The organism is Euryhalocaulis caribicus, assembly GCF_000412185.1.
GTDB classification, from domain to species: domain Bacteria; phylum Pseudomonadota; class Alphaproteobacteria; order Caulobacterales; family Maricaulaceae; genus Euryhalocaulis; species Euryhalocaulis caribicus.
In genome coordinates, this window is record NZ_ASJA01000002.1 from 74,042 (window position 1) to 98,094 (window position 24,053).

15 protein-coding genes are annotated in these 24,053 nt (G+C 65.9%); 4 read left to right on the forward strand and 11 right to left on the reverse strand.

The annotated features are described in order from the left end of the window. Positions 1–12: 12 nt before the first annotated feature. The 9 genes from L338_RS02135 to mutS all read right to left on the reverse strand — a co-directional run bounded on the left by L338_RS02135 (position 13) and on the right by mutS (position 12,944). The gene (locus L338_RS02135) at positions 13–636 is read right to left on the reverse strand and encodes a ribonuclease D (protein WP_022696710.1); all 624 of its coding nucleotides are present in this window, start codon (positions 634–636) and stop codon (positions 13–15) included. A 61-nt stretch (positions 637–697) separates the two neighbouring features. After that, a complete protein-coding gene (locus tag L338_RS02140) occupies positions 698–1,129 on the reverse strand; it encodes a copper chaperone PCu(A)C (RefSeq protein ID WP_022696711.1) in 432 nt (143 codons plus the stop codon). Beyond that, entirely contained in the window at positions 1,129–2,199 is a 1,071-nt protein-coding gene (locus L338_RS02145) for a transporter (RefSeq protein ID WP_022696712.1), read from the reverse strand. Before L338_RS02145 ends, L338_RS02140 begins: the two co-directional genes overlap by 1 nt. A 41-nt stretch (positions 2,200–2,240) precedes the next feature. Further along, positions 2,241–2,618: a hypothetical protein gene (locus L338_RS17225; protein WP_152485783.1), complete on the reverse strand. Its 378-nt coding sequence runs from the start codon at positions 2,616–2,618 to the stop codon at positions 2,241–2,243. A 119-nt stretch (positions 2,619–2,737) separates the two neighbouring features. Continuing rightward, positions 2,738–4,768, reverse strand: coding sequence for a S9 family peptidase (locus tag L338_RS02150; protein ID WP_206740770.1), 2,031 nt, complete (start codon positions 4,766–4,768; stop codon positions 2,738–2,740). Positions 4,769–4,862: 94 nt separating this feature from the next. Continuing rightward, positions 4,863–5,894, reverse strand: coding sequence for a tryptophan--tRNA ligase (gene trpS / locus L338_RS02155; RefSeq protein ID WP_022696714.1), 1,032 nt, complete (start codon positions 5,892–5,894; stop codon positions 4,863–4,865). A gap of 45 nt (positions 5,895–5,939) precedes the next feature. Then, positions 5,940–7,487 (reverse strand): murein biosynthesis integral membrane protein MurJ, encoded by a 1,548-nt coding sequence (gene murJ, locus L338_RS02160; protein ID WP_022696715.1) that lies wholly within the window; start codon positions 7,485–7,487, stop codon positions 5,940–5,942. Next, on the reverse strand, positions 7,484–10,252 hold the full coding sequence (locus tag L338_RS02165; RefSeq protein ID WP_022696716.1) for a [protein-PII] uridylyltransferase: 2,769 nt from the start codon (positions 10,250–10,252) through the stop codon (positions 7,484–7,486). The genes murJ and L338_RS02165 overlap by 4 nt, the downstream gene beginning before the upstream one ends. A gap of 1 nt (position 10,253) precedes the next feature. Beyond that, the gene (mutS, locus tag L338_RS02170; protein ID WP_022696717.1) at positions 10,254–12,944 is read right to left on the reverse strand and encodes a DNA mismatch repair protein MutS; all 2,691 of its coding nucleotides are present in this window, start codon (positions 12,942–12,944) and stop codon (positions 10,254–10,256) included. Between the two features lie 129 nt (positions 12,945–13,073). On the opposite strand from mutS, the gene L338_RS02175 reads away from it, so the two are divergent. Continuing rightward, on the forward strand, positions 13,074–15,395 hold the full coding sequence (locus L338_RS02175; protein WP_022696718.1) for an NADP-dependent malic enzyme: 2,322 nt from the start codon (positions 13,074–13,076) through the stop codon (positions 15,393–15,395). On the opposite strand, the gene L338_RS02180 is transcribed toward L338_RS02175, so the two are convergent. Both L338_RS02180 and L338_RS02185 read right to left on the reverse strand, forming a co-directional pair. Then, the gene (locus L338_RS02180) at positions 15,392–16,756 is read right to left on the reverse strand and encodes an AmpG family muropeptide MFS transporter (protein ID WP_022696719.1); all 1,365 of its coding nucleotides are present in this window, start codon (positions 16,754–16,756) and stop codon (positions 15,392–15,394) included. The two genes, L338_RS02175 and L338_RS02180, sit on opposite strands and share 4 nt — an antisense overlap. A 30-nt stretch (positions 16,757–16,786) precedes the next feature. Further along, positions 16,787–18,400 (reverse strand): response regulator, encoded by a 1,614-nt coding sequence (locus L338_RS02185; RefSeq protein WP_022696720.1) that lies wholly within the window; start codon positions 18,398–18,400, stop codon positions 16,787–16,789. A gap of 172 nt (positions 18,401–18,572) precedes the next feature. On the opposite strand from L338_RS02185, the gene L338_RS02190 reads away from it, so the two are divergent. From L338_RS02190 to L338_RS02200, 3 genes are all read left to right on the forward strand, one after another. Then, positions 18,573–19,046, forward strand: coding sequence for a MarR family winged helix-turn-helix transcriptional regulator (locus L338_RS02190; protein ID WP_022696721.1), 474 nt, complete (start codon positions 18,573–18,575; stop codon positions 19,044–19,046). 439 nt (positions 19,047–19,485) lie between these two features. Continuing rightward, the gene (locus tag L338_RS02195; RefSeq protein WP_022696723.1) at positions 19,486–21,936 is read left to right on the forward strand and encodes a TonB-dependent receptor; all 2,451 of its coding nucleotides are present in this window, start codon (positions 19,486–19,488) and stop codon (positions 21,934–21,936) included. Positions 21,937–22,042: 106 nt separating this feature from the next. Next, on the forward strand, positions 22,043–24,049 hold the full coding sequence (locus L338_RS02200) for a tetratricopeptide repeat-containing sulfotransferase family protein (RefSeq protein ID WP_022696724.1): 2,007 nt from the start codon (positions 22,043–22,045) through the stop codon (positions 24,047–24,049). The last annotated feature ends 4 nt before the right edge of the window (positions 24,050–24,053 follow it).

Sequence of the window (24,053 nt, forward strand, 5' to 3'; positions counted from 1 at the left end):
GCGTTTGCACGACTATCCGCTATGAGAAAACACATCGCTGTCGCCCCAGCCCGCCAGATCCAGCGCCGCGCGCACGCCCAAAGCGGCGAATACGCCCCGCGCCAGCTCCATCCGGCCTTCGCGCTCCAGCATCACGGTCAGGCGGTCGCGCAGCTGATGAAGATGCAGCACGTCGCTGGCCGCGTATTGCTGCTGTTCGGGCGTCAGCTCCGCCGCGCCCCAGTCGGAACTTTGCTGCTGCTTGCTGATCTCGATGCCCAACAGCTCTCGCGACACGTCTTTCAGGCCGTGCCGGTCCGTATAGGTCCGCGCCAGCTTGGACGCCATCTTGGTGCAGAAAACCGGATTCAGGTCGACGCCCAGCCGGTGACGGATCACCGCAACGTCAAAACGCGCGAAATGCAGAATTTTCTCGATGCCCTCATCGGCCAGCAGGGCCTTGAGGTTCGGGCAGTCATAGGTTTCCCGGTCCAGCTGGACCAGGTGCGCCTCGCCGTCGCCTGCGGAGAGCTGAACCACGCATAGCGGATCGCGCTGCACGTTCAGGCCCATCGTCTCGGAATCGACGGCGATCGCGCTGGCCTTATCCAGGCCATGTCCGGCGGGCAGGTCGCCCCTGTGCAGGTGAATGGTCATGCCCCGCTTTAGAGCGCGAAACGCCCCGCCGCGGCAAGCCCCGAATGCCCGCCGGTTTCAACTATGGCTGGCCCACCGTGAATTCGACCGTTTCATCCTCGGCCGTCTCGAAATCCAGCGTCACGGACACCGTGTCGCCGGCCTCGACCGCCTCGAGACCGAAAATCATCAAGTGATTGCCGCCCTGTTCCAGCCGCGCCTCGCCGCCGGCCGGGATCTCCACGGCCTCCACGCGCCGCATCCGCATCACGCCCTCCTCCATCGTATTCTGATGCAGTTCGATGCGGTCGGCGGCTTCGGCCGACGCGCCGATCAGACGGTCCGCGCCGCCTGCATTGGTCATTGTCGCATAGCCCGCCGTGATGTCGCGCCCCTGCGGCGGGGTGCGGATCAACGCGTCTGAAACAGAAATGTCCGGCGCAGCGGATTCGCCGCCGCCGGAACAGGCGGCCAGAAGCGCGGCAGCGGCAAGGATTGAAGTTCTCATCATCATTATGACCCCCAGCTATATTGCCAACCGGCCGTGACGATCACGTCGGTTTCCATTTGCGGCCCGTTCAGGTCCTGATGCACGGGCGCGCCGACCTCGAAAGCGAAGCGATGGCCGCGCAAGGCGCCTGTCTGCGCCGCCCAGTTCACGCCTGCAAATATATCAATGCGTTCGCCGCCATAATTGGCGGGGTCGGCGGTCTGGACCGGCGCGGCGATGCGCGTGTCCCGGCCCTCGATATCGCCCCGGCTTTTCGCGTCGGCGCGAAGCGACAAGCTGAGCGTCGGCGCGGGAGAATAACTGGCCCAGGCCGTCGCGGCGATCTCGTCGCCCAGCCGGTAATCGGCATCGTTGTCATGCAGGCGAACCAGCGCGGAAGCCTGCGCGCCCCAGCCCCATGCGCCGTAGTTCCGGGCGTGGGTGATGGAGGCAAACGGATCGAAGGTGCCCGATCCCAGTTGCATGGCGTAGGGCAGGGTAAGGACGGGGCGCGTATCCATCGGCGTCAGCACGTCGTCCGACTTGTCGATTGACCCTGTAGGCAGCGACACGCCCAGCGCCGCCACCGTGCGCGACCCGGCGTTCTGGTCGCCATCGCCCGCCAGCTTGTACAGCGCGGAAACCTTGGTGTCGCCAAACCCTTCCGACTTCGTCGAGAACTCGCCAAGGCGCGTGGCGCCCATCATGCCGGCGAAGGTGACGTGGTCCATTTCCTTGATGTGGTATCCGGTCATCGCCATCAGCGTGATGCGGTCAGTGGGCGCCCACATCGCGCCCAGCATGTGCATGTCCATCGTCATCTCTGTGGGAACGACGCGCAGATTGGCCGGCATTCCGGCCGGATTTGCGATATTGGAGACAATGAATTCGGGCGACACGGAATCGGTCCCGATCCGGTTGCCCGCCATGTCCATCCGCATGAAGCGGTAGGAAAGCATGAATTCCCCGGCGTCGTGGGTGTGTTCGCCCATGACCCCGATGGGGGCGTGTTCGTCGGCGTGCGGCCCGTCATGCGCCACCGCGCGCGCGGGAAGGAACGCGGCCAGCGCGGCCGCGGAGAGAAGCGCTTTCATAGTTTGAATCCTGATTTTTCGAGACTTGAGAATCGAAGAAATCAGGCTGCAGGCGGCGCCCTCGGACCATTTGCGCGGTCGAACTTGCGCGAAAGCCCTGATTGCTCACGCAGCGATGCCCGTCTCTCCGGATCCATGCGGCCAGGCGCAAGCGCGGCCGGGACCGGAGACGCAGGAATGGCCGCCACGCAACCAATACAGCAGCTCTTGCACTCGGACGGATGATCTTGCGGCGCTTCGGGCTGGCCGGTCAGTTCGGCGGCCAGCTCCAACGACTGGCGCTGCGCGGGCGTAAGGGCGGAAATATCTCCGCCGCACCAGATATTCGCCGTCTGCAGGCCGCCGGGCGCCGCCGCAGAAGGCAGCGCCGGTCCCAGGCTGAGCGCCAATGCCAGCAGGATAGAGACAATGCGGGTCACGCGCGGGGAATAGACGCAATTAACCCGCCGCGGAAGCGGGGCGAAACATCGCAGGCGGCGCAAATGAAAAGGGCGGCCCGACAGGACCGCCCTTCTTCGCATCGGGAACCCAAACCCTTCTATTCGGCCGCTTCGATGCCGAGCTGGCCGGCAAGGTCCAGATCGAAGGCCGGCGGCTCGCCGCCATCGCCCTGCAGGTAGTGATCCATCCAGCGCATCAGGCGCAGCGCGTAGTCATATTGCGCCGCCGCCTTGCGGTTGCCGTGCCCCTCGCCCGGATAGAAGACCAGCCGCACCGGCGCTTCGCTGCGCAGTTTGAGGTGCCGGTAAAGCTCCATGGACTGGCTGGGATGCACGCGCGTGTCGTCTTCGCCGTGAAGGATCAGCGTCGGCGTCCTCGACTCGCCGGCATAATAGATCGGCGAAACTTCCAGCATGCTCTGCCAGTCTTCCCACGGCCATTTGCGGGCGTGCACATTGTACATCTCGTCAGGGATGTCGGTGGTGCCGAACTTGGAAATCTGGTCGGAAATGCCCACGAACATCACGCTGGCGGCGAAGTGCTCGCTCAGCGCCGTCGCGCCCCAGGCGGACGCATAGCCGCCATAGGAGCCGCCGGTGATCCCGGCGCGGTCCGGATCGACAATCCCGGCTTCCGCCAGAGCGCCGATCGCGTCCACAAGATCGTTGAATTCCTTGCCGGCGTAATCGTTCTGATGCTGCTTGGCATAGGCGACGCCGCGGCCTGTGGAGCCGCGATAGTTCGGCCAGAAAGCGGCATAGCCCTGGCCGGCGGCGACCTGCCCCGGTTCGGAATAGCGCGTGTGCCAGCCATTGGAACGGTGCGCCTCGGGGCCGCCATGGACCAGCATCATCAATGGCCAGCCGCCCGCCGGCGCCTCGCCATTCGGGGTGACCAGCACGCCCTGCACCATCTGGCCGTCGCGCGCTTCGTATTCAAACACGCGCTGATCGGCCAGCTGGCGGTTTTCCAGCCAGCCATTGTGATCGGCCCAGAGCGCAAACGCGCCGTCCGGCGCGGCCGCATACAGGTTTTTCGGATGATCCGGCGCGTCGGCGATCAGGCCGATGCGGTTCCGCTCCGCGCCCAGCGCCACGTCGCGGGCGATCAGCTCTTCCGGCTGGTCCAGATTGCGCAGCGCCTCGCCGTCCGAGGAATAGACGGTCAAACGGCTCTGCACGCCCTCATGGATAATGGCCAGGATTTCCCCGCCCGACAGCCATTCCACGTCCATGACATGATGTTCCGCCTCCGGTTCGACCGGCTGGTAAGCCCCGGTTTCGGCATTGGCGATCATCATGACGCCCGCCGAAGGATCGTTGATGTCGATCCCGGCGGTCATGGCGATGGCCTCGCCCGAAGGGGAGAACTTGTAGAGGCCCAGCTTGCCGGGGGTCTCGATGACCGAAACCGGCTCGCCATTCGCGTCCAGCACATGGACCTGACGCTTCATGTAGTAATCGTCGATCAGCGGCGTCGGGGCGACCGAAACCGCCAGACGCTGCCCGTCATCGGAAATCACCAGATTGGAAAGATCGCCCTCCGGTCCGATCCGCTCGGCCTGCGGGGGCGTGTCGGCGGTGTTCAGACGGACGCGCCAGAGATGGGAGAATTCGTGGTCTTCTTCATAGACCCAGGCCTTGAAGCCCTTGTCCTTCAGCTTCTCCTCGGTCTTGTCCCCGGGTTCCTTGGCAATGAAATAGATCGTGTCGCCGTTCGGACCCCAGACATAATCCTCGATATTCGCATCCATGCCGAAGACGCGCTGCGCCTCGCCGCCATCCACGGCGATCGACCAGATGGCGTCATGTTCGTCATCGCCGCGTTTGGAAACGAAGCTGACCGCGCCGCCATCAGGGCGCCAGGCGATATCCGATACGCCCTCACCGCCGGTGACATAGGCGCGATTGGAGCTCTCGCCCCATGCGACATAAAGCTGGCTGTCCGGCGCGCCGTCTTCGTCGCCGGCCAGCACGTTGCGCGGCGCGTCGATCACATAGGCGATGCGCGATCCGTCAGGCGAAACGGCCTGACCGTCGACATGCGTGACCTTCGCCAGATCCTCCACGCCCATGGGCTGGGCGAGCGCCGCCGTGGCCGCCAGCGCGGCCCCGGGCGTCAAAAGCATGAATTTCATTTTCGATATTCCCCGTCGAGTGCGTCGTGTCTCGACAGGGGAAGCTAGAGCCGGGCGTCCGGCCCGGCAAGGCGGGCGGCGGGGATCAGCCTTTCCAGAACCCCACCATGGCGCGCACTTCGTCCATCACCGGCTCGGCGACGGCGCGGGCGCGCTCCGCCCCGTCCGTCAGGACACGGTCGATCTCTCCGGTCTCGGTCAGCAGGCGGCGCAGTTCGGCGGTGACCGGGGCCAGGTGCTCCACCGCCACCTCGGCCAGCGCCGGTTTGAACGCGCCAAAGCCCTGTCCGGCGTATTCCGCCAGCACCGCCTCGTCGCTGCGCCCGGACAGCGCGGCGAAAATGCTGACGAGGTTCTTCGCCTCGGGGCGCGCCTTCAGCTCTTCCAGAGTGTCGGGCAGCGGCTCGGGATCGGTTTTCGCCTTCTTGATCTTGCGCGCGATGGCGTCGGCGTCATCGGTCAGATTGATGCGCGAGAGATCCGACGGGTCGGACTTGGACATTTTCTTGGAACCGTCCTTCAGGCTCATGATGCGCGCGCCCGGCCCCTGGATCAGCGGTTCGGGCAGCGGGAAGAAGCCCGGCGCGTCATAATCGCGGTTGAACCGGTCGGCGATGTCGCGACTGAGCTCCAGATGCTGTTTCTGGTCCTCGCCCACCGGCACGTCGGTGGCCTTGTAGAGAAGGATGTCCGCGGCCTGCAGCACCGGATAGGTGTAAAGACCAACGCTGGCGCGTTCCTTGTTATCGCCGGATTTTTCCTTGAATTGCGTCATGCGGTCCAGCCAGCCCAGACGCGCCGTGCAATTGAAAACCCAGGCCAGCTCCGCATGTTGCGGCACGCCCGATTGCGGGAAGATCGTCGCCTTCTTGGGGTCCAGCCCGGCGGCCAGATACGCCGCCGCGATGCCGCGGCGCTGTTCGACCAGCTGTTTGGGGTCCTGCCAAACCGTGATGGCGTGCATGTCGGCCACAAACAGGAACGGATTCTCCTCCTGCATGGCGACGAATTTCTTCAGCGCGCCGAGATAATTGCCCAGATGCAGGGACCCGGAGGCCTGAATGCCGGAAAGAATGCGCTTGGGACCGCGATAGTCGGATTTTTCATGCTGGCTCATGGGCGCGGTTTATGGCGGTGCGGGCGGTGGCGCGCAAGACACCCGTCAGCGCCGCACAAACACGCCTTTCAGGTCCGCCGTGCGCGTCGCCCGCACAGCCAGCGCCGTGACCAGATAGACAATTCCCCCTGCCGCGCTCAAACCGACCGCCAGCAATATATCCAGGGCGATAGACTGATTGAGCCAGGGGGACAGCGCCCGCCCGCCGAACCACAGCGCCGCGCCCATCAGGCCCGCCGCGATCAGAATGCGCGGCAAGCGGGCGAACAGGCGCCTGTCGGGCGCATAGAGCCCGTCCCGCACCAGCCGTTGCAGAAGCAGCAGCGTATTGATCCAGCCAGAGGCCAGCGTGCCGATGGCAAGGCCGACAAAATCCATTCCGCCAAAGAAAAGGCCCGCGCCGATCGCCACATTGGCGACCATTGCGATCACGGCATAGATCATCGGCGTCTTGGTGTTCTCCCGCGCATAGAAGCCCGGCTGGAAAACCTTCACCAGCACGAAGGCCGGCAGGCCGAGTGCGAAAATAAACACCGCAATCGCCGTATTGCGGGCGTCGGTCTCGGTAAACGCGCCGTGCTGATAGAGCGCGCCGATCAGGAAGTCCGGGATCACCGCCAGCGCGACCGCCGCGGGCAGGGTCAGCAGCATGGACAGTTCGAACGCCCGGTTCATGGTCTGGTTGGCGCCGGCGGCATCGTCCGCGCCCAGCCGCTTGGAGAGCGCGGGCAGCAGCGCCACGCCCATGGCGATTCCCACCATGCCCAGCGGCAGCTGATACAGCCGGTCGGCGTAATAGAGCCAGGATACGGCCCCCGGCTGGATGGAGGCGATGGCCGAGGACACCACGATATTGATCTGGATCGCCCCGGCTGAAAGCACGCCCGGCACGCCTAGCATGACCAGGCGTTTCACGCCCGGCGTCCAGCGCGGCCGGGGAAAGCGCAGCTTCACCCCCATGCGGCGGCAGGACCAGTAGACCAGCGCGACCTGCAGAATACCCGACAAGGCCACACCGATGGAAAGCCGCAGGGCGGTCTCTGTCTGGCTCTCGCCCTGTGAAAACCACAGGATCGCGACCAGCACGATATTCAGGAAGATCGGCGCGGCGGCGGCGGCGGCGAATTTGTCGCGCGCATTCAGAATGCCGCTGAACATCGCGGTCAGCGACATGAACAGCAGATAGGGCATGGTGATCTGGGTGTAGAGCACCAGCAGGCCGAACAGTTCCGGATCGTCCGCCTTGCCGAAACCGAAACTATAGGCCAGCCAGGGCATGGCGATGATCGCCAGAACCGTCAGCGCCCCCACCACCAGCGTCAGCCCGCTCAAAACATCGGAGGCGAACCGGTCCGCCGCCTCCTGTCCCTCCGCGGCGATGCGGCGGGAATAGAGCGGCACGAAGGCGGCGTTGAACGCGCCCTCGGCAAAGACGCGGCGGAACAGGTTGGGGAAGCGGAAGGCCAGAAGAAAAATGTCCGCCACCGGCCCGGCGCCCAGCACGCCCGCCAGCAGCATCTCCCGCACGAAGCCGAGAATCCGGCTGATCAGCGTATAGCCGCCGATGACGAAGGTGGACCGCAGCAGCCTCATCGCGCGGGCGAGGAGGGGGCGCGGCGCAGGCCGCGCGCGCTGGTCGAATCTTCCATGGCGGCTTCCTGCCTCCCCATCGCGTTCAAGAGCCGCGCGCCCAGATCGGCGCGAATCGCTTCGCCGGTAATCTTATTCCCGTTCGCGTCGGCGACGTAGAACACATCGACGGCCCGCTCCCCCCGGCTTTCGATATGCGCCGATCCCACCGTCATGCCGCAATCGGCCAGAACCCGGGCGAGGTCGCGCAACAGGCCGGCGCGGTCACGGCCCGAAACCTCGATCACCGTATGGCGCTCGGACGCCTCATCGTCGAAATCCACCTCCGGTTCGACCGCGAAGACGGCCTCGCGGGCGCGGGCCTGCGGCTCGATCTCACGGGTCTCCGGCGGGCGGCCCTCGGCGGCCGCCACCACCACCGCCTCCAGATGATCCAGCGCGTCCGGCGCCTGATCGGCGAAGGGCGCGCCTTGCGGGGTCTGCAGATAGAAGACGTCGAAAGCCCGCCCCGACTCGGTCGTGAAAATGCGCGCATCCACCACGTCCGCGCCTTCGGCCGCCACGGCTGCAGCCAGATCGGCAAACAGGCCGGGACGGTCAGGGGCGGTGACCAGCAACTCCACCGCGCCGCGCTGGCGGATCGTTTCGGCGCGGCTGGCGGCCTTGTTCTGCAGCCAGACGGCATCGGCGAACCCGGCATGCCGGTTCAGCGCGTCGCGGCTGAAGGCCAGCCAGTAGGCGTCCTCCAGATCGTCCAGCCAAGCGCGCACCGCCTCGCTTTCGCTCGCCTGGCGGATGCGGTCGCGCCGCATCTCCGCGCGGGCGGAAAGACTATGCTCGGCGCGCTGGGCCGATTCACCGCTGCGGCTTTTCAGCGCCGAATGGGTGAGGCGGTAGAGCTCGCGCAGCAGCTCCGCCTTGAAATCATTCCACACGCCCGGCGCCACGGCGCGGATATCGGCGACCGTCAGGCAGAGCAGTAGGCCCAGCCGCTCCGGCGTTTCCACCAGATCGGCGAAATCGGCGATTGTCTTGGGGTCGCCCAGATCCCGGCGCTGCGCCGCATCGCTCATGTCCAGATGATGTTTGATCAGCCAGACGATGAGGTCCGCCTCCTTCGCCGCCAGCCCCCAGCGCTCGCAGGCCGCGCGCGCCGCCTTGGCGCCCTCCTCGCACTGGTCGCCGCCGGCCTTGCCCGTGTCGTGCAGCAGCATGGCCAGATACAGCGCCCGGCGGTTTTTCAGCGTCGGCATGACTTCCGAGGAAACCGGGTGACGCTCGCTCTCGCGCCCGCGCTCGATGGCGGCCAGCGTGCCGATGGCCCGCATCGTGTGCTCGTCCACCGTGAAGGCGTGATACATATTGAATTGGGTGCGCCCGACCACCCGCCCGAACTCCGGCAGATAGACGCCCAGAACCCCGGCATCGATCATCACCCGCAGGATGGCCGCGGGCGCGTCCGTATCGGTCAGGATCGCAAAAAAGATATCCCGCGCCCTGGGATCGGCGCGCAGCGTCTCGCCGATCAGGTTCAGCGAATCCCGCGCCGTGGCGATGGCGTCCGGGTGGATATCGACGCCCAGCCGGTCGGCCTGAAGAAAGATATCCAGCAACAGGCGGGGCCGGGCCTCCACAACCGCATCATCCGAAAACGCCAGCCGCCCGTCGACGATGCGATAGGCGTCGTCCTCAAGCGGTTTGCGGGCGTGGCGCGGCGTGGTCCGGGCGACGCCCTCCGGCGCGCGCTTGGCGTGCAGCGCCTCCAGCCGCGCGCTCGCCACCCGCACTAGCGCGCCGACATCGGTGGCGACGCGGAAATAGGCGCGCATGAACAGTTCCACCGCCGGCTCGAACGTGGCGTCGGAATAGCCCATTCGCGCCGCCAGCTCCGGCTGATAGTCGAAGCTCAGCACCTCCTGCGCCCGGCCCGCCGCGTCATGCAGATGCAGGCGCACGGTCCACAGGAACTCTATCGCCGCTTCATAACGCTCGGCGTCGGCCTCGCTGAGCAGGCCGCGCACCGGTAGGCCCGCCAGCCCCTCCTCAGGGAACAGGGCCTGCGCGATCCAGCTCAGCGTATTCAGGTCGCGCAGCCCGCCCTTGCCGTCCTTGATGTCCGGCTCGACCATGAAGCGCGAAGCCCCGGCGCGGGCCAGCCGCGCGTCGCGCTCGCCCAGCTTGGAAGCGACGAAGCGCGCCTGACGCCCGATAATCGCTTCATCCTTCAAGCGCTTTCGGAATGTCTCGAACAGGGCGGCGTCCCCGGCCAGCAGCCGCGAATCCAGCATGGAGGTCAGCACCACGTGATCGGCGCGCGCCCGCGACATGCACTCGTCCAGCAACCGCGCCGAATGGCCCACCTTCAGGCGCAGATCCCACAGCGCGTAGAGCATCGTCTCGATGATCTTCTCTTCCCGCCCGGTCTTGTGGGTGGAGCGCAGAAAGAGAAGGTCGATGTCCGAATGCTGAGCCAGCACGCCGCGCCCGTAACCGCCCACCGCGATCACCGCGAAACCCGCCTCGTCCCCCGGCGCGTCGGGCGGATGCAGCGCCTCCCCGGCATAGCGATAGAGACCCTTCACCAGCGTATCGGCGCCCGCGGCCATCGCGCGCGCCACGTCCAGCGACGATCTGGAGCCGGAATTGAGGCTGGCCAGCGCCGCGTCGCGGTCCATCTGGAACCGCGTTTTCAGAAGCTCGTGGATTTCCGTTTGCGGCTCGTCCGGGGACTTCGCCGCCGCGATCAGCGTATCGCCGAAATCGCCCATTTCAGGTCTCTCCCCCGCCCAGCCGCTTGAGCCGGTAGAGAATTTCCAGCGCCTCTTTCGGAGAAACCGCGTCCGGGTCGATTTCCTTCAGGGCGTTTTCCACCTCGCTCTCGCGTTCCGGCTCGGGCGCGGCGGCGGCGAATAGCGGCAGCTCGCGCAGCGCCTCGCCGGGCCCGTCCGACTCCAGCCGTTTCAGCACCGCCTCGGCCCGGCGCGTGGCGGCGGAGGGCAAGCCCGCCAGCTTGGCGACCTGAACGCCGTAGGAGCGGTCCGCCGCGCCGGGCCCGACCTCGTGCAGGAACACCAGATCGCCCTGCCATTCCCGCGCTTTCAGGGAAACATTGGCGACCTCGCCGCCGCTTTCGGCCAGCGAAGTCAGTTCGTGATAATGGGTCGCGAACAGGGCGCGGGACTTGTTCACCTGCAGCAAATGCTCCGCGCAGGCCCAGGCGATGGCGAGGCCGTCGAACGTCGCCGTGCCGCGGCCGATCTCGTCCAGGATCACGAAGCTGCGGGGCGAGGCCTGGTTCAGGATCGCCGCGGTCTCAATCATCTCCGCCATGAAGGTGGAGCGCCCGCGCGCCAGATCGTCCGCCGCGCCAACGCGGGAGAACAGCCGGTCCACCACCCCGATCCGGGCTGTGCGCGCCGGTATGAAGGCCCCGGCCTGCGCCAGGATCACGAACAGCGCGTTCTGCCGCAGATAGGTCGATTTGCCGGCCATGTTGGGCCCGGTCACAAAGGTCAGGCGCGGGCAGTCCTTGGCATCGCCGTCCAGCTTGCAGTCATTGGGCGTGAAGGGTTCGCCCTCGCGCTTCAGCGCCGCCTCGACCACCGGGTGCCGTCCGCCATCGACCTCGAAACAGAGCGAGGAATCCACCGTGGGACGCACCGCGTCCGTGCGCGCGGCCTCCTCGGCCAGCGCGGCGAACACATCCAGCTCGGCCAACCCTTCCGCTGCGGCGCGCAGGGCATTCGCCTCGCCGTCGGCGCGGCCGCAAAACTCGCGGAAAATCTCTTCCTCGATCCGCTGGGCGCGATCCGCCGCCCCGGCGATCTTCGATTCCAGCTCCGACAGCTCGACCGTGGAAAAGCGCACTGCGTTCGCCATGGTCTGACGATGGATGAAGGTCTCCGAGAGCGGCGTGCTCATCATGGCGTCGGCGTTCTTGGCGGACACCTCCACGAAATAGCCCAGCACATTGTTGTGCTTGACCTTAAGCGCCTTGATCCCGGCCTTGTCCGCATAGTCGGCCTGCAGGGAGGCGATCACCCGGCGGCTCTCGTCTTTCAGCTTGCGCGCCTCATCCAGCGGCGCGGCCCAGCCCTCGGCGATGAACCCGCCATCCGACAAGCGCAGCGGCGGTTCGGGACGGAACGCCTTGCCGAGATCGCGCGCCAGCTCGGCCAGTTGCGGCTTGTCGGCGATGGAGATGCGCGACAGCGCCGCCTCGACCGAGTCCGGCGGCCGCGCCAGACGCGCCTCCGCGAACAGCGCGCAGATTTCCTCGCACTGCCGAAGCGCGGTTCCGATGGCGAGCAGATCGCGCGGCCCGCCGCGCTGCAATTGCAGGCGGGACAGCGCCCGCGCCAGATCGGCCGAGGCTTTCAGCGCGGCGCGCAGATCGGCGCGGATTTCCGACTGGTCGAGGAAAAACTCCACCCCGTCATGGCGCGCCGAAATCGCCGCCGGGTCGACCAGCGGGCGCGACAGCCAGTTATGCAGACAGCGCGCGCCGGGCCCCGTCACCGTCCGGTCGATGGCGTGCAGCAGCGATCCTGCCTTGTCGCCGCGCATCGTGCGCTCGATCTCCAGGCTGGCGCGCGTGGCCGGGTCGATGCGCAAATAGGCCGCCGAGGCCGCCCGGCGCGGCGCGGCCAGGGCCGGCGCGCCGCCCGCCTGGGTCAGGCTCATATAATCCAGCAGCGCCCCCGCCGCCGCCAGTTCGGACCGGGTGAAATCGCCGAACGCCTCCAGCGACGCGACCGCGAAATGATCCTTCAGCCGCCGCTCCCCGGCGGCGGCGGAGAAATTGGCGTCCGGCAGTGGCGTCAGGGACGCCCCGCCCAGATTGCTCATCGCCACTTTCATCCAGCGCGCCTCGCAGGCGCTCTCCGATGCGATGACCTCGCTCGGCCCCAGCGCGGCCAGTTCGGCCGGCAGCGCGCCGGTCTCCAGCGGCGCGGCGCAGAACTCCCCCGTCGATACATCCGCCCAGGCCATCGCCATTTCGCCCGAGCCCAGCCGCGCGACGCAGGCGAGATAATTGGCGCTGCGCGCGTCCAGCAGCGAATCCTCGGTCAGCGTGCCCGGCGTCACGACCCGCACAATCTCCCGCCGCACCACGGCCTTTGAGCCGCGCTTCTTCGCCTCCTTCGGGTCCTCGGTCTGCTCGCACACCGCCACGCGGAAACCCTTGCGGATGAGGCGGGAGAGATAGGTCTCCGCCGTCGCCGCGGGCACGCCGCACATCGGAATGTCCTCGCCCAGATGCTTGCCGCGCTTGGTCAGCGCGATGTCCAGCGCTTCGGCGGCTTTCACCGCGTCCTCGAAGAACAGCTCGTAGAAGTCGCCCATCCGGTAGAACAGCAGTGCCTCCCCGGCCTGTTCCTTCACGTCCAGGAACTGGGCCATCATCGGCGTCATGCCCTCACGGGAAGGCGGGGTCTTGGCGGGGCGGTCTGCGTCCATGAGCGCGAGCCTAAGACGCCGCGTGCATCGCGCAAGAGCGGCCTGCTTGTCGCGCTGTCAGGGCCTCACTAGGCTTGCCGTGAATGCGGCGCGCTGAGGCGCAATGCGATGTGAGGGAAAACCAAGTCCATGGCCGATGACTCGCGCGCCTTTTCCGACGAGGAAGCGCTGAATTTCCACAAACAGCCCCAGCCCGGAAAGCTGGCGGTCACGCCCACCAAGCCGATGTCGACCCAGCGCGACCTGAGTCTGGCCTATTCGCCGGGCGTCGCGGTCCCGGTGAAGGCCATCGCGCAGGACAGGGACCTCGCCTACGACTACACCTCCAAGGGCAATATGGTGGCGGTCGTCTCCAACGGCACGGCGATTCTGGGCCTCGGCAATCTGGGGGCCATGGCCTCCAAGCCGGTGATGGAAGGCAAGTCGGTCCTGTTCAAACGCTTCGCCGACGTCGATTCCATCGACCTTGAGATCGAGGCCGAGGAAATCGACGAATTCGTCCAGTGCGTGGAGAAATTCGGCCACAGCTTCGGCGGCATCAATCTGGAGGACATCAAGGGCCCGGAATGCTTCATCATCGAGCAGCGCCTGCGCGAGGCCCTCGATATCCCGGTCTTCCATGACGACCAGCACGGCACGGCCATCATCTCCGCCGCCGGCATCCTGAACGCCTGCGAACTGACGGGGCGCGAAATCAAGGACCTCAAGGTCGTGGTCAATGGCGCGGGCGCGGCCGGCATCGCAGTGCTGGAACTGCTGCAGGGCATGGGCCTGCGCAGCGAGAACGCGCTGCTGTGCGACTCCAAGGGCGTGATCTTCCAGGGCCGCGAGGAGGGCATGAACCAGTGGAAGGCCGCTCACGCGACCGACACGGACGCCCGCAGCCTGGAAGACGCCCTGAAAGACGCGGACTGCTTCATCGGCCTTTCCGTCGCCGGAGCCGTGACCAAAGAGATGGTGCGGGACATGGCCGACAACCCGATCATCTTCGCCATGGCCAATCCCGATCCCGAGATCCGGCCCGAGGAAGTGGCCGAGGTGCGCAATGACGCCATCATGGCGACCGGGCGGTCCGACTATCCCAACCAGGTCAATAATGTCCTCGGTTTCCCTTACATCTTCCGCGGCGCGCTGGACGTGCGCGCCCGGACGATCAACGAGGACATGAAAATCGCCGCCGCCCGCGCGCTGGCGGAACTCGCCAAGCAGGACGTGCCGGACGAGGTCGCCGCCGCCTATCACGGCAAACGCCCCAGTTTCGGACGGGATTACATCATCCCGACCCCGTTCGATCCGCGCCTGATCTCCTTCGTGCCGCCCTATGTGGCGCAGGCCGCGATGGATACGGGCGTAGCCCGCAAGCCGATCGAGAACATGGACGCCTATCGCCGCGCGCTGGCCCGCCGGCTGGACCCGTCCGCGGCGCTGCTGCAGCGCGTGCAGAGCGCGGTCCGCAGCGAGAACAAGACCATCGTCTTTTCCGAGGGCGAAGAGCCCAGCGTCATCCGCGCCGCTTTCGCGTTCCAGAAGGACGGGCTGGGCAAGGCCATTCTGATCGGGCGCGAGGACCAGGTGAAGAAGAATATGCGCCTGGTCGGCGTGGACGCCGATTGCGGACTGGAAATCTGGAATGCGCGCCTGTCGGACCGCAATCCGGAATTCACCGACTTCCTTTATGACCGGCTGAAGCGCGACGGCTTCCTGCGCCGCGACGTCCAGCGCCTGGTCAATAATGATCGCAACGTGTTTTCGGCCTGCATGCTGGCGCTGGGCGCGGCCGACGGCATGGTGACGGGCGTAACCCGAAACTATGACGTGGCGCTGAACGATGTGCGTCTGGTGCTGGACCCGGCCCCCGGCGAAACCGTGATCGGCCTTTCCGTGGCGCTCCTCAAAGGGCGCACCCTTTTGATCGCCGACACCAATATCATCGAGCTGCCGACCCCGGGCGAAATGGCTGATATCGCCATAGAGGCCGCCGCCGCGGCGCGGCGTCTGGGCCTGCCGCCGCGCGTGGCGTTTCTCTCGTACTCCTCCTTCGGAAATCCGGCGAGCGAGCGGTCATGGAAGATCCGCGAGGCCGCGGGAATCCTCGATGAGCGGGGCGTGGATTTCGAGTATGAGGGGGACATGTCCGCCGATATCGCGCTGGACCCCAATCATCGCCAGACCTATCCGTTCTCCCGCCTGTCGGAGCCGGCGAACGTGCTGGTGATGCCGGCCATCCACTCGGCGTCCATCTCCACCAAGCTTCTGGCCACCGCCGGCGGGGCGCAGGTTCTGGGGCCGCTTCTGATCGGGCTGGAAAAACCGGTTCAGATCTGCCGGCTGGGCGCGACGGTGAGCGATATCGTGATGATGGCGACCATGGCCGCCTACGACATCTCCGCCCGCGAAGGCGCGCTGGACGGCGAGGACCCGGAAGAGGCGGCGCTGGCCGGCGCGCGCTAGGTCGGCTTGGGCGCGACGTCCTCGTCTTCGGCTAGCCGCCGTTCATCGAACTTGAAGCGGCCCTGCGCGGCCACAGATCCGCGCATGACTATAACCGCCAGCAAGAGTGCGGCGGGGAACGTCCATGCGGCCGTGATCAGGAAGAAGTTCACGTAGCCGACCGCGTCCGCCAGCACGCCGGAGAACCCGGACAGGAACTTGGCGAAGAAACCGTAGAATGAGCTGAGCAGCGCGTATTGCGTGGCCGCGTTCGCCGGATCCACAAGGCTGGAGAGATAGGCGATGAAGACCGTGGTCACGAAGCCGCCCGCGATATTGTCCCCGACGATCGCCATCGTCAGTTTCCAGATATCCTCCGACCCCGCCGTGGCTGCCAGCCAGGCATAGGCGCCATTGGTCACGAAGGTGATGATCAGGCCAATCACCAGCGCCCGCATCAGCCCGAAGCGATAAGCAGCGACGCCCCCCAGAAACAGGCCGAAAATGGTCGCGGCCAGGCCCGGCCCGCCCTGAACGCTGCCGACAATCACCTTGTCGAACCCGATATCGGAATAGAGCGGGCTGGCCATCACCCCCATGGTGAAATCGCTGAGGCGGTAGATGGCGACCAGCAGGATCACCGGCACGAACCACAGCCCCAGCCGGCCGAGAATCTGCTTGAACGGCTCCACCACGGCGCGCACCACTTTCACGCCGAAACTGCCCTCCAGCGCGCGCTTGGCGACGCCCGCCGCCGGCTCCTTCATGAAGAAGACCAGCCCGGCGGAAATCGCCATCGCCGCGGCCATGGCGAGGAAAGAAATATCCCAGTCGGCCAGACCCGCGATGGCGAGCCCCAGACCGGAGGTCAGATAGGCCACGCGGTAGCCCAGCGAATAGGCCGCCGCCATGTTGGCCTGCATTTCCGTAGGCGCGGATTCGATGCGCCAGGCGTCGATGGCGACGTCCAGCGTCGCGCCCGAATAGGCCAGAAGCAGCGCCGCAATAGCGACCGGCAGCAGGCTGGCCGTCGGGTCGGTTTGCGAAATGATGATCAGGCCGATCACCGTCCCGGTGATCGCGGTGACGATCCAGGACCGTCGCGGGCCCAGCAGGCTGTAGAGGAACGGCACCCGCACCCGGTCCACGACCGGCGCCCAGAGGAATTTCAGCGTGTAGGACAGGGTGACCCAGTAGAAGAAGCCAATGGTCGAGCGGTCGATCCCCGCATCGCGCAGCCAGAAGGACAGTTTCTGGAACACCATGTAGAGCGGCAGGCCGGAGGCGAAGCCCAGCACCAGCATGGAGAGCATGACCGGCGTCAGATAGACGCGGACCGCGTCGCGCATTGACCGCTGTTCTTCGGCGGCTCTGTCAGTCATCGAGGCATTTTCCGCAAAACGTTGGAGGGGTCAGCCCACCTTCGCCTGCTTCGGCTTTTCCGTCCAGCGTTTGGCGAGACGGCGCAGACGCGCCTGTTCCATCGGCTTGGTGAAGAAGGCGTCCATGCCGGCGTCCAGGCAGGCCTGCCGGTCCTGCGCGTCGTCATTGGCAGTCAGCGCGATGATCGGGGTCTCGGAAACCGGCGGGCCCAGCGCGCGGATGCGGCGCGCGGCCTCCATCCCGTCCAAGCCCGGCATGCGCATATCCATCAGGATCAGGTCGAACCGCTCGGCTTGCGCGGCCTCCACCGCCGCCGCGCCGTCGCCCACGACCTCCACCTCGTAACCCGCGTCGGTCAGGGTGGTGCGGGCCAGAAGCGCATTGATCTGGTTATCCTCGGCCATCAGGATTTTCAGCTTGTCCGGCGGGGCGTCCGCCACCGGGACCGCCGGGGACGGAGCCGCTACGGGCGCGGCGGGTTCGGCCTGCGGCGCTTGCGGGGCGGCGGGCGTCTGCGCCGGCGGTGACTGCCGGCGGCGTTTGGAAAGCGCGCCCCGGATGATGGAATCCAGAGATTCCGGGCGCACCGGCTTGATCAGATAGCCCGCGAAGCCGCGATCGGTCAGTCCGGAAATCTGCTCGCGCTCTGCGGGCGAGAGCAGCGCCACGGCGCGGCGCGCCCGCCCCACCGCTTCCTCGCCATCCCCGGCCCAGGACGCATCGATCAGCAGCGTCGCGCCGCGGTCCTCCTGTACCGCCTTGCGCGCCTCCACCCGCGTCATCACCGTGCGCACGCGGCCGCCCAGATGGCGAATCTGTTCGCCCAGCGCCTCGCGCACGATGGCCGAGCGCGAGGCCACGATCAGATTGGTCGGGACGGGCGGTTCGAAACTCTTCCGGCGGATCGCCCCGGCGACGGGCAGGCGGGCGCGGAACGTGGCGCCGCCCAGCGCGCCGTCCTCCAGCGTCAGTTCGCCGCCCATGGCCGCGATCAGGCGGCGCGCGATGGCAAGGCCAAGGCTTGGCGCGGCGTCGCCCGCCGTGGCCCCGGAACCCGGCGTCGAATAGCCGTCGAATATGGATTCCCGGATAGCTTCGGATGCGCCCGCCCCGGTGTCCGAAACGATGAACTCCAGCACTGTCCGGCCTTCGGACTGTTCGGCGGAGGCGCGCAGCAGGGCGCCGCCGCGCTCGGTGAATTTCACCGCATTGCCCAGAATATTCAGCAGGACCTGCCGCAGCCGCCCCTCATCGGCGGTGACGACAGCCGGAAGACCGGGATCGATGATCACCGCCAGCTCCAGCCCCTTTTCCGCGGCTTGCGGCGCGAGAAGCTCCACGGCGGACCGGGCCAGCCGCGCCGGGTCGAAATCCGTGGTCTCCAGCGCCACGCCTTCGGCCTCCAGCTTGGAGATGTCCAGAATATCATTGACCAGATTGAGCAGGTGCTTGCCGGATTCGCGTATCGCGGCGGCGTATTCCTGCTGGTCCGGCTTCAGGCCGCTGCCTTCCAGCAGCTCCGTCATGCCCAGTATGCCGTTCAGCGGCGTGCGCAGCTCATGCGTGACGGCCGACAGGAACAGGCGCGTGGCGCGCCGGGCGTCCGCGTCCCTGATTTTCTGATCCTGATCCCGGTCCGCCAACGCCGTTCCGTCCCTTGAGCCGCAGATTTGCGCGAAATCGCGGTGGAAGGTGACGGCGGGAAGTTAAAATATCGCTCCCATCCGCCCCCTCGCGTCTTGAACCCGGCGCGCCGGCGTGACGATATCGGCGGCGGGCGGGCGCCGCCGCGCCGCTGGAGGAGGACCGGCAAACATGGCCGACCATGACGATATCCTGATCGCGCTCAGACGGATCACGCGCGCCATCGATCTCCGCTCCCGCCAGCTTCTCAAGGAAACCGGGCTCACCGCGCCCCAGCTTGTTGTCATCCAGACCCTGCGCCGCCAGGGCCCCATGCCGGCCAGCGCGCTGGCGCGTCAGGTCTCGCTCAGCCAGGCGACGGTGACCACGATTCTCGACCGTCTGGGAAAGGCGGAGCTGGTCACGCGCTCCCGCACGGGAAGCGACCGCCGCGTGGTCACGGTGGCGCTGACGGAGAGCGGCGCCGCCTGCGCCGCCGAGGCGCCGGAACTGCTTCAGGCGGGTTTCCTGTCGCGTCTCAATACGCTGGAGAGCTGGGAGCGCCACATGCTGGTCGCATCCCTGCAACGCATCGCCGCCATGATGGACGCGGAAGATCTGGACGCCGCACCGTTCCTGGAGGTCGGCGATATCGCCCGCAAATAGCGGCACCTTGATTGACGCGCGCGTCAACTGCGCCCGCAGCGTTTAGAAATGAAAACATCAAACGGTGTTGCAATATTGCACCAACGCAAGGCGCATGACGCGGCGCTTTTATCCTTTTGATATATAAAGCCTTGATCATAAACAATTAATTTATGATAAGCCGCGCCCGTGGCGGGAATGCCCCCTGCACGCCCGCGCCGGCTTCGCGTGATAAACGCCTGCGCACCGGCGCGCACACCGTTTGAGTTCAAAGGGTTTTGCCGTATACCGCGCCGCGTTGGCCGAGAGGTCGACGCGATGTCCGGACTCCTGATTTTCCGAGTGATCCGGACCTCGTTCAAACGCGCGGGCCCCGGCCAGAACCGCCCCGCGCCACGCCGTCCTGAGGCAGCGTCAATTCAAAATCCAGAACCGCGAAAAGGGGGCTGATCAAACGCTCATGCTGAAGCAACGCGCACTTGCAACCACAATTCTTTCGGCCACCGCCGTCGCCATGACGGCCGGCGCCGCCCACGCCCAGATTGACGAGATTACCGTCACGGCGACCAAGCGGACCGCCACCGCCCAGTCCATCCCGGTCACGGTTCAGGCCGTCGACGAGGAGGCGCTCGACGAACTGAATATCGGCAATTTCACCGATTATGTCCGCCAGCTGCCGAACGTGACGTTCGCGGGCCGCGGCCCGGGCCAGAACACCGTCTATATCCGCGGCATGGCCGTGCAACCGATCGGCGTTCAGCTGTCCGGCGCGCAGGGCTCCCCGCCCAACGTCGCCCTTTATCTGGACGAACAGCCGGTCACCGCGCCGGGCCGGAATCTGGACGTTTACGCCACCGACCTTGAGCGGATCGAAGTCCTGCCCGGACCGCAGGGCACGCTCTATGGCGCGTCCTCGCAGGCCGGCACGATCCGCCTGATCACCAACAAGCCGCAATTCGACGAATTCGGCGCCGGTTTCGACGCCTCCATGTCCTTCACCAAGGACGGCGAGATGTCGAACGGCATCGAGGCCTATGTGAACATCCCGGTCGTCGAGGACAAGCTGGCCTTCCGCGCCGCGTTCTACGACATCAACCAGGGCGGCTATATCGACAACGTGCCCGGCACGTTCACCACCGATCCCTCGATCAACCCGCTGTCCACCGCCACGCCGGACGCGGTTTATTACGAGACCGCGGTCAACACCGACCTGGCCGAAGAAGACTTCAATGACAGCTTCTATCAGGGCGCGCGGCTGAGCCTGGCCTGGAACATCAATCCGGACTGGGACCTGCTGGTCCAGCACACCCGCCAGAAGCTGGGCGCGGACGGCGTGTTCGACTACGACCCCGATGTCGGCGATCTGGACGTGACCCGCTTCTTCCCGGACGAGCTGGACGACAAGTTCAACCAGACGTCCTGGACGCTGAACGGCCGTCTGGGCATGCTGGATCTGGTCTATACCGGCGCGTATCTGGACCGTGAGGTCAATCAGTCGATCGACTATACCGGCTACAATAATTCCGGCGCCTTCGTTTCCTACTACACCTGCACCTATTCGAATCCCGACTATGTCGTGAATTACGGGATCGATCCGCGCTTCATCACGCCGGGCGGCCGCGAATGCCTGGACCCGGTCAAGGGCGCGAAAGTGTTTCAGGAGCACTCCCGGAATACGCATGAATTCCGCTTCAACACGCCGGAAGAGAATCGCTGGCGCGTGACGGCGGGCGTTTTCTATGACGATTTCGAAATCGAGACCCAGGACGACTTCCTGTACCTGGCCACCCCTGATCTCGGCTTCGTCCGCAACGGTCCGATCGAGGCGGCGAACAACATCAACGACCAGACCCGGGCGCCGGGCGTGGCGTTCTTCAACGACATCACGCGCACGGAAGAACAGCTGGCCTTCTTTGGCGAATTCTCGTTCGACCTGATCCCGAACACGCTGACCGCCTCTGTCGGGGCGCGCCGGTATAATTTCGATCTGGACTATACCGGCTCGTCCAACTTCGCGACCGGCATCTTCCAGGGCGATCCGGCCAATGGCGTGACCGATCTGGATCTGGGCCGCGACTATGACGTCTCCGGCGGCCACACCCCGGAACCGCGCGAGCTGAATGGCGAAATCTACCGCCTGAACCTCGCCTGGACGCCGACGCAGGACCTGCTGTTCTACGGCACCTATTCGGAAGGCTTCCGTCCGGGCGGCTTCAACCGCGGCGGCGGTCTGGCCTCGGTCAATCCCACCTTCCCGACCGTGGACACCTTCTACACCACCGACGATGTCGTGAATTACGAGCTGGGCTGGAAAACCCGGTTCCTGGACAACACGGTGCAGTTCAACGGCAGCGCCTATTTCATCGAATGGTCGGACATGCAGGTTTCGCGGTTTGACCCGCAGAACGTGTCGATCCTGACCTTCATCGAAAACGCCGCCGACTCCGAAATCTTCGGCGTCGAGGGCGACATCACCTGGATGCCGACGGCGAACCTGACCCTGAACGGCGCGTTCTCGTACAACGATACGGAACTGACCAACGTCAAGGCGCAGATCGCCGAACTGGCCCCGGTCGGCAGCCAGCTGCCGCTGGTGCCAGAGTTCCAGGGCACGCTCCGGGCGCGTTACGAGTGGATGATGGGCGATTACGACCTGTTCGCGCAGGGCGCGGTCCAGTACGCCGGGGACAGCTTCTCCTCCCTGCTCGCGGATGTCCGCGAGAAACAGGACAGCTACTCCACGGGTGATCTCTCCGCGGGCATCGGCAAGGATAACTGGCAGGCCCAGATCTTTGTCGAGAATGTCTGGGACGAACGCGCCGAGCTGTTCATCAACACGCAGGACGATATTCGCCGGATCACGACGAACCGTCCGCGCACCGTCGGACTGCGCGTCTCCTACGACTACTAGGAGCCGCAACGGCCGAAGGGCTTAACCTCGGGAGGGGCGATCCGCTAGGGTCGCCCCTTCTTTTATGAGCACACTTTTTCCAGCGCAGACGAGGATTTGACCGCCCATGGCAACCGACGCCGCCAATGACGCCGAAAGCGCGGTGATCCAGGCCAAGGCCCTGCTGCAACAGGGCCGGCCGGAACAGGCCGCTCAGGCGGCGGAAACAGCCCTTGCCCGCGAAGCCGATCACGCAGAGGCGCTTTATATCCTTGCCGTCTGCCGGCGTTACCTGAAACAGCCCGGCGCGGCGCAGGAAACGCTGGACCGTCTGAAAAACGCCCGCCCCGGCTATGGCCGCGCCTTTCAGGAAGAAGGCCATATGCGGCGCGAGGCCGGCGAGACAGAAGCGGCCCTCGCCGCCTATGAACAGGCGGTGCAGGGCAATCCGGGCCTCGGGGCCAGCTGGAAGGCGCTCGCCGAACTCTACCGTGAAACCGGACAAGGCGATGCGGCGGAACGCGCACAAGCCCAGTTCCAGCGCCTCTCCGCCTTGCCGCCGGAGCTGGTCTCGGTCACCAGCTTCATGCACGAAGGCAGGCTGATGAAGGCCGAGCAGCTGTGCCGCGCCTTCCTGCAGAAGCATCCGCACCATCTGGAAGCCATGCGCCTGCTGGCCCAGCTGGGGCTGAGACTGGGCGTTCTGGACGACGCCGAATTCCTGCTGGAAAGCGCGCTGGACTTCGATCCGGATTTCGTTCTCGCCCGCATCGATTATGTCGAGGCGCTGCACAAGCGGCAGAAATACGCCGAGGCTCTGGAGCAGGCGAAAATCCTTCTGCGCACCGACCCGGACAATCCGGCCTTCAAGTCTCTCTACGCCAATCAGGCGATGGCGGTGGGCGATTATGACGCCGCGCTGGGGACCTATGACGCGGTGCTGACCGCCATGCCGGACAATCCGCAAATCCACCTCGCCCGTGGCCACGCCCTGAAAACGGTCGGGCGGCAGGACGAGGCCATCGAGGCCTATCGCGGCGCCCACACAGCCAAGCCGGACTTTGGCGACGCCTATTGGAGCCTTGCCAATCTCAAGACCTATCGCTTCGGCGATGACGAACTGGCCGCGATGCAGGCGCAGGAAGACGCCGCCGGGATCGCGCTGGAAGACCGCTTTCATCTCTGCTTTGCGCTGGGCAAGGCTTACGAGGACCGCGGCGATTACGAACAATCCTTCAAATTCTACGAGCGCGGCAACGCGCTGAAGAAACGCCAGACCCGCTACAAGGCCGAGGATACCGAGGCCGAGTTCGCCCGCCAAAAGGCCGCATGCCCGGCGGAGCTGTTTGCAGACAAGGCCGGCATGGGCGCGGACGCGCCGGACCCGATCTTCATCGTCGGCCTGCCGCGCGCCGGATCGACGCTACTGGAGCAAATTTTGGCCTCCCACTCTCAGGTGGACGGGACGCTGGAGCTGCCCAACATCCTGGCGCTGGCGCACCGACTGAACGGACGCCGGAAAGTGACGGATGAGCCGCGCTATCCGGGCATCCTAGCCGAGCTGTCAGCCGAACAACTGGAAGAGCTGGGCCAGAAATATATCGAGGACACGCGCATCTACCGCGAAGGCGCGCCCTTCTTCACCGACAAGATGCCCAATAATTTCCGGCATATCGGCCTGATCCGCCTGATCCTGCCGAACGCCAGGATCATCGACGCGCGCCGCGACCCGATGGCGTGCTGCTTCTCCGGCTTCAAACAGCTCTTCGCGGAAGGGCAGGAATTCACCTACGGCCTCGACGAGATCGGCCGCTATTATCGCGGCTATGTCGAGCTGATGGACCACTGGGACGAAGCCGCGCCCGGCGAAATCCTGCGCGTGCGTTACGAGGACGTGGTCGACGATCTGGAAGGCCAGGTCCGCCGCATCCTCGATTTCTGCGGCCTGGAGTTCGAGGAGGCTTGCGTCAATTTCCACGAGACCGACCGCGCGGTCCGCACCGCCAGCTCCGAACAGGTGCGCCAGCCGATCAACCGCAAGGGCATGGAACAATGGCGCCATTTCGAACCCTGGCTGGACCCGCTGAAAGCGGCGCTGGGGCCGGTTCTAGAGCGGGAAACGCGCAGCAGGTGATCAA